The organism is Thermosipho sp. (in: thermotogales) (assembly GCF_020054775.1).
In the GTDB taxonomy this organism is placed as follows: Bacteria; Thermotogota; Thermotogae; order Thermotogales; family Fervidobacteriaceae; genus Thermosipho; species Thermosipho africanus.
This window is the reverse complement of the sequence record NZ_JAIHAP010000093.1, coordinates 1-6,307: the sequence shown is the minus strand read 5'-3', so window position 1 is coordinate 6,307 and position 6,307 is coordinate 1. Positions and strand designations below refer to the sequence as shown.

5 protein-coding genes are annotated in these 6,307 nt (G+C 30.8%); all 5 read right to left on the bottom strand.

Annotation, left to right across the window (positions count from 1 at the left end; all coding sequences use genetic code 11):
- Positions 1-4 precede the first annotated feature (4 nt).
- A complete protein-coding gene (locus tag JG780_RS10260) occupies positions 5-442 on the bottom strand; it encodes a CRISPR-associated protein Cas4 (protein WP_287570534.1) in 438 nt (145 codons plus the stop codon).
- 154 nt (positions 443-596) lie between these two features.
- Positions 597-2,969 (bottom strand): CRISPR-associated helicase Cas3', encoded by a 2,373-nt coding sequence (gene cas3 / locus JG780_RS10255; protein WP_287570533.1) that lies wholly within the window; start codon positions 2,967-2,969, stop codon positions 597-599.
- On the bottom strand, positions 2,957-3,670 hold the full coding sequence (gene cas5, locus JG780_RS10250) for a CRISPR-associated protein Cas5 (protein ID WP_287570530.1): 714 nt from the start codon (positions 3,668-3,670) through the stop codon (positions 2,957-2,959). Before cas5 ends, cas3 begins: the two co-directional genes overlap by 13 nt.
- Entirely contained in the window at positions 3,667-4,683 is a 1,017-nt protein-coding gene (gene cas7b / locus JG780_RS10245) for a type I-B CRISPR-associated protein Cas7/Csh2 (protein ID WP_287570528.1), read from the bottom strand. Before cas7b ends, cas5 begins: the two co-directional genes overlap by 4 nt.
- A 20-nt stretch (positions 4,684-4,703) precedes the next feature.
- Positions 4,704-6,221 (bottom strand): hypothetical protein, encoded by a 1,518-nt coding sequence (locus JG780_RS10240; RefSeq protein WP_287570526.1) that lies wholly within the window; start codon positions 6,219-6,221, stop codon positions 4,704-4,706.
- Positions 6,222-6,307 lie beyond the last annotated feature (86 nt).

Sequence of the window (6,307 nt, the reverse complement as noted above, 5' to 3'; positions counted from 1 at the left end):
CCCCTCATACATAACACAACTCATAATAAGCGCATTGTTTGCAAAAAGGTTTGTTGATTACTTCCGGCGGAACGTTCAGTTCTGCTATTTTTTTGACTTCTTCTCGTATTTCTTTTAGTTTTTTTCTGTCGCTTTCCGTCAGCGTTACTTCCGCCTTTTGTTTTAATTTCGGATAATTAATCTCTCCTCTTACAGTTTCTTCCATTTTGTCTGATTTTTTTACTTCGTGTATAGTTTTGGTTTTCGAGTCGTAAAAATCGAGCACTATATCGTCTTCATCGTCTGTAATATGGATTTCGTGAGATTCGCGCTTGTATGTTGTATCTGAAATTAATTTACCCATCGAGACCGTATCGCTGTCGTGCTCCATTTCGATATTCCTTTGAAACAACCAGAGTTTACGTTGACAAATAAGATAATATGCTATTTGTGTGCCGGTCATGATTTTGCTATTGCAAGATTGCAAATTACAAGATTACAAATTACTTTAGAAAAAACTATACAGAATTTCTGTATGTTAATATCCACACTCAGTTAGTCTTTTCATACGTAGTTCATCAACCAATATTAGAAACGGGCTAAAAATGTCAATAATATTATAGTATCTGATTAATGTTAGACAACTCTATTCCTCTGGTGGAACTATATCCTGTTGACAACTTATAAATTTGAAAACAAGGGTCTTTATCAGCGACAGGTTTAGCATCTGTTGATTTTATTCTCACTTGTACAATTCTATCTGACATTTTCTTCAACTGATTTTCAATTTCAATCCATTTCACCTTCTTCTTATCGAAATCGCTGTATATAATATTTTGCAATTCTTCATATAATCGCTCTAGTTTTTCAAACTCGTTGTCATTATTGTTACGAGGTATATAATACCGTATCTCCTCTCCGTATTCTTTTTCATTAATTAGTTTAAATTGACCAACTTTTTCAAAAGCCATATTTTTTATTTCACCAATCATATCTATACCATTATGTTGTCCAAAAATTAAATTTTGTTGTGTAAACTGAAAATATTTTTTTTGGACTTTTAATAAACTACTTTCATCTATTTCACTCAATTGAAAAAGGATTTTAGAAAAAGACAAGATATCTCGATCCATGCCTTTATATATCAAAGATGCTCTTTCACAATCATCTTTTGCTAAACGGAAAATAACAATTCGCGCACCCTCTTTTATCAAACCGTTTCTGTTTCCTCTTCCAGCGGATTGAATAAGATTTGGAATTGGAGCGAAATCTCTGTATACTAGTGGAAAATCTATATCAACCCCAGCCTCAATAAGTTGAGTAGATATTAAGACTACCTTCGCTTTCTTTTTTAAGTACCATTTTGCTACCCGAATTTTTTTCTTCCTGTCTAATGGAGTAAAATGAGTATTTAACAAAATTAATTTAAATTTTGATTTAAGTTCACATAGCTTAGAAAACAGTGATTTAGTATCTTCAATAGTATTTAGTATTACCAATGCAGAGGAATCATTTTCTACTATTAGAGAAGCAAGTCTATCAACCTCTATCTTTTCACTGATTATTTTCATTTTGTAGCGATTAAAGACTTTGCGACTAAAGTAATTTAATGACACTAATTCCGGAGGCACAGTATAACTTCCGAAGAATTGTGTTAAATCATGTTTATTATTTGATGGTAATTGAAAACAAGGCATTGTAGCAGTAGAAATAATTGCATAAGAATCATATTTTTTACAGAATATGTCTAGCAATGCTACAAAGAAACCATAAAGCCTAGGCGGCAACGCCTGAATCTCATCTATCAAAAAAATTGCTCTTGAAAAATTTGGAAGCTTAAGTAAAGTTGAGTTTTTATTACTTAACAACGTTTCAAATATTTTTACAAACGTAGTTATTATGAAAGGGTGATCAAATATATCATCCGCAAATTGAGCATTGATTATTTTTTTATTCGCTTGAGAATTACCATCTAATTCTTTTTGGTATATCTCAAATAATTTGTTCTCAGATTTAGAATCAATCCTAACTATATTTTTATTATTCTCTTTAAATATTTCGTTACAAATAGATTCCACTTGTTCTGTTATGGAAAGAAAAGGTAACCCGTATATAATTCGATAATCGCCTTTTCTTTTCAAAATCTCACCGGCTAAACTCAGAAGTATCACCGTTTTTCCTGAACCTGTCGGTGCTGTAAGAGAAAATATTCTATAACTCTTATCCAGTAAACTTTTAATGTTTGATTTTGCTTCTTCACGGATCTCTGTTCTAATCTTGTTAATTTCAGTATCATTCCTAAAATTGCTAATATAGTTTTCAAGATAACTATTAAATACCTTACAAAAATCCCTTAAATCAGAAGTAGATATATAATTACTTGCATCTTCCTTATCAGCTGCGATTAATGAAGCAAATGAAAATTGAGTCGTAAGAAAAAAATTTAGCGGGTCTTTTTCCAATTTCTGTGTTCTTAGGCATATTTGGGTCGGTATATCACTCAATAAATTATCTTTATATGGAATATTAATATCAAATGTAGCCTTAGGAAAATACTTAGCCAAATACTCAGAGACCGGAAGATGCAATGCCTCTGTTAAAAAAGATCTAAGTTTATCTTTTTCAGAGTCATCCAAGATTTTGGGGAAATCAGGAAGGTTTAGATGGTGATGTGTAATTAATGCCAATACAGCGCTTATTAAATTTTCATCCCCATTTAAATAATCTATAACATGTTTATAATTTTCTTTTAAATAACATAAAAAAATGTAACCAGATAAATATGAATGTTTAGAATACCCTTTTGTTTTACCTGTTTTTAGTTTTTCTTGAAAGTACGGATTCATCTTACCGACATCATGAAAGATAGCGGATAGCTCCGCTATCTTTGAATCAGTTCTTCTTTTTACACCCCCTACAACTCCATTTATGTGGTCTATTAATCTCTTGTTTGGGTTATTATGTGACAAATATTCGTCTATGTTAGCCACCAATATTCCTCTTCTTTATCTTTACTTCTATATAAATAATATTCTCCTTCCGCAACAATTTCATGGTCAGATGCCGGATATATAACTTCCTTATATCTTTCTGGCAAATTCCAAAAATCATTATTCTGGTATGTTGGTATTTTATCCAAACCTACTCTAAAATGTTTTGTGATTGATATATTCACAATCCTATGATTTCGAGATATAAAACATTTAGCAGTAAATCTTCCATTTCGTAAATCGGAGAATTCTCCTTCAGACTCATAACTCAGATTAGCTGGGCAATTATGTAATCCAAGTATTGGGGTAAATTTGGCTTCATTGTTCTTAATAGCAGTTAAAAATGAATTGAATTCATCTTCGGAACGATCATCCCCTAAAGCAATCGATACCAAATAGCTTGGCCGCTTTAAGAATTCCATATTCTTTGGCGCTTTCTCAAACAAATTAACTGCCTTTCGTAAAGTAAATCCCCACGATTCTTTTTTAACCGGATTTAATAACTGAACTCCATAAAGAATATCATCGCTTAGTATAGGAAATAATTCACTCATTTCGTTCCTGTCTTTCCCCAAGACTGCGCCGATGAGTCCAATAAAAGCTGTTTTGGTAATAAAATCGTGAGTTAGGGGATTGTTATTTGTTTCTGGTTTCTTGAAGTGAGCCCAGTTGCCTTCTATTTTCAACTGGAATGCTTTCATTTTTTAACCTCACCATCGAATTTTATCTCAGATAATTTTAATTCCTTGAATTTTGATTTTACTTTTTTCGATTCTGACTCAAAATAATCCATTATCTTTTTTGATTCGGTGTAATAAAGTACTTCTTTAACTTTTTCATCATTCGCAATTGTTAATAGTCCAGAAAAATCAAATTCAAAATCATCAAGCGAACGCAACTGCTCACCTTTCTTTTCTACTTCGTCGTTAATTTTGGTGTTAATTTTTATTAATCTATCCAAGCCATATAGTTTCTTATTCGGTTCCGAATAGATTATTTGCAATAATAATAATGAGTTTTGATTCGATTTTGTTCTTGTGTTTACATTGTTCACACTTTCCCATAATGCTTTTAACATAATAGATACATCATTATCACTTAGATTAGTATATTTGGCGGAATAAGGGTTTATCCAACCATGTATTTGGTTTATTGCATAGGGAACAACTGTTGTAGTTCCTATAGCACCCCTTGATTTTTCCACACTCGATACAAATACAGATGTATTCTGATGTATTCTCAATTCAACTTCATTTAAAGAAGGATTAAGCAAAGCAAATTGTACTGGTCCAGTTAGATTAACGGCATCTTTTTCTTCTGTAGATATACCACCAAATAGTCTAACATCGATACATTTTTGTAATAATTTTGTTGCATCAATTTTATTTTCTGTTTTAACACTTTCATCTTTCTCATATTTCTTTTTTAAAGATTTCATTCGTGCAGCAGATCCCGACTGTTTCCCAGTCGCTTCTGAAATATCATTCCAGACATAAATTTCAAAAAGGGGTGCTCCATCTTCACTTTTTTGTTCAAATAAATAATCTCTTATATATCTTTTTATTCTTACATCACTTACAAGAATTTTTTTTGTTTCTTCATCGTACCTCTGCTCGCCTGTAAAAGGGTCTCCGTTAGGAATAGTATAAATGCTTTCGAAAAGAAAGAGAATTTCAGATTTTGTCTGTACGGTTGAGTTGTTATTATTTCCCATTTTTCACCTCATTTAAATATTTAATTTTCATTTTTATTTTCTTCTTGATTATCTTCTTCCTTTTTCTTTGAGTTAGCAAAATAACTTTCAAAGAAGCCAAAGGCACATTCATTCTTATCAAATCTTCCCTTAAAGGATTTAACTTCTTCTGATAATGTTAAGGATGCTTCTTTAATATCGGGATAAGTTTTGTCATGCATTATCAGTTTTTGTTCGATATCGACTTTAAACTTAATCAGATCGTCTAAAGAAGCTATCCTCCTTGTTAAATTACCGACATAATTCTTCTCAAAAGATTTTATTTCGAATTTGAGAGGGGCAGCTATTTTTCCCAACGATAAACCGAGTTTATAACTGGGGGACTCTAAAATTTTCATAAGGTTTTCTCCTTCTATTGGTGTATTTTGGATTTTAGTTAAAAAATAGAAATCATATTTAAATGAGTTATAATAAGCTTCATCATTTCTAATTCGTTCTTCTGCTTTTTCAATAAAAATTGGCAATAAAATGGGGTCGCGATAATATGTACCGGAATATATTTGTGGTAAGACAGTATATAGATGATTCTGGTACTTTTTCTTTTCTTTAGTCTTGTCACCTAGTATATTTAGGAAGGAACGATAAATATTAAACGCTTCCAGCTTTTCTGATTTAATGATTCTTGCACGTTCCTCAAATAACTCTACAGATATTTTTCTGATTCTTGTGCTGATATAGTTGATAAAACTTTTTTCAATTCCTGATAATTCAATAAGGTCACTGTCTGGGCTATTTTGTCCGCCTCCTTTACTAATGATTAAATCAAATTGTGTAATATTTTCATTTATATCCTCTGTAATATTGTTAAACAACCTATCAATATTAGAATTAACATCAAGATCATTTGTGTTTTTTATTATTTCTTCGGACTCCGGTTCATCCTTAAGGGATATTTCTTTCCCTAGAAATTTATCATAATCTTCAGCTGTTAAATTTGTTCCTTTAGGAAGGACAATTATTTTTATACTAGTATTAGGAATTCTTATTAGTGCGGTTTTAGAATAATCTATAGCGTAGATAAGATCTGAAATATCTTCTTTCTTGGTAAATATTTTATTTTTGTAACGCTCGGCAGCTGAGAATCGAGGAAATTGCAAATCTTTTTCTGGTGAGCTTAATGTCTTATACAAATACTTTTTTAATATAAATCCTTTTGAATTTGGCAATTCTTCAACAAAATCATCAAGAAGTTTTTCATTTATCAAATCTAATTCATTCTTGAACTCATACCAATGCTTACCGTTAAAATCAAAATGTAAAAAAAGATCACCTGTAGAAAAATAATTAAGCTTTTCTATGTTACTTTTTTCATATTTAATTTCCTCCCATGTCGTCCCTTTAATTAATAGTTTATCTAAAATTTTATTTGCATTTCGTCTTTTCTTAATGTTTTTAAAAATTCTACTTGCATTTAACAACATTAATTTATTTTCATCTTCTAAGATTTCTTTAGGTGTTTCTTCATAATTACTTCGTGAATCTAAATGGTGTAAATTCATTTTTAGTTGAAAATAAAAAAGAGAGACTCCCGAAAAATTAGTAATTTTTGGTTTAGGCAACTAAAAAAACTAAAAGGAGTCTCACA